General features: G+C 51.4%; 2 protein-coding genes. Both read left to right on the top strand.

Going from position 1 to position 734, the window contains the following annotated elements:
- Positions 1–274 (top strand): hypothetical protein (locus tag AC1RPG_RS07875; RefSeq protein WP_481762450.1); only part of this gene is annotated, 274 nt, incomplete at its 5' end.
- The coding region (locus tag AC1RPG_RS07870) for a hypothetical protein (RefSeq protein WP_481762449.1) at positions 275–734 on the top strand (460 nt) is incomplete at its 3' end.

Genomic DNA, 734 nt, shown 5'->3' with positions numbered 1-734 from the left:
GAAGGAGACTGGCCAACTAGCCGGCAACGACCGCAAGCGACTTACACTGAAGCTGCATGGAATGGACCCGATTCAGAAGCCGACGTGGATGGAACTCAAGACATGGGTTCTGGGGACGAAGGAGCAGAAAATCGAGGTCTGCAAGAAATTCAAGATCGCGAAGCCATTCTGCCTGCGTGCGTGGTGTTTCAAACAATCCGAAAGCGGTAAGGGAGAAACCCTGTACGTAGAACAGAAGGGTGAAAAGAAAGCAGCCGAAGATTCGGAGGACTAAATGACGTTTAACCCGCTTGTTCTCGCGACCCGCGAGGAAATGGAACAGGCGGATGACCTCCTTCTATCACTTACGACATTGGCCAAGCCGTCTAACGGAAGTGGCGGCACGGCAATGTCGCATGTGGAGACCATGATGCGGATGCAGGGTCATGATCCTGTATCTGAAGATAGCGCGAACCCGCCACCAGTGCGTCGTTCGCGTTTTTTCTATTCTCCGACGCAAAGTTTTGCTGAAGAAGTCAACGCATCGAAGTCTATTTCAGAAGAGAAGAGTCTTCCGCACGATAACGATGAGATCAACAGCCGAGTTATTCAGTACTCTGAAGAATTGCCTACTGAACTCGGTGACAGAATACACGTACTACGCGAATATTTGCTACGTGAGTGGGCACCTACGGCGTTGAGTGCTAACGCGGCCACCGCTCAATTCATTGACGTGGCACAACGAACTCTTGGCA

Source organism: Dellaglioa sp. CoH-57-MRSF-18 (assembly GCF_056781995.1).
This window is presented reverse-complemented; position numbering and strand designations above follow the sequence as displayed.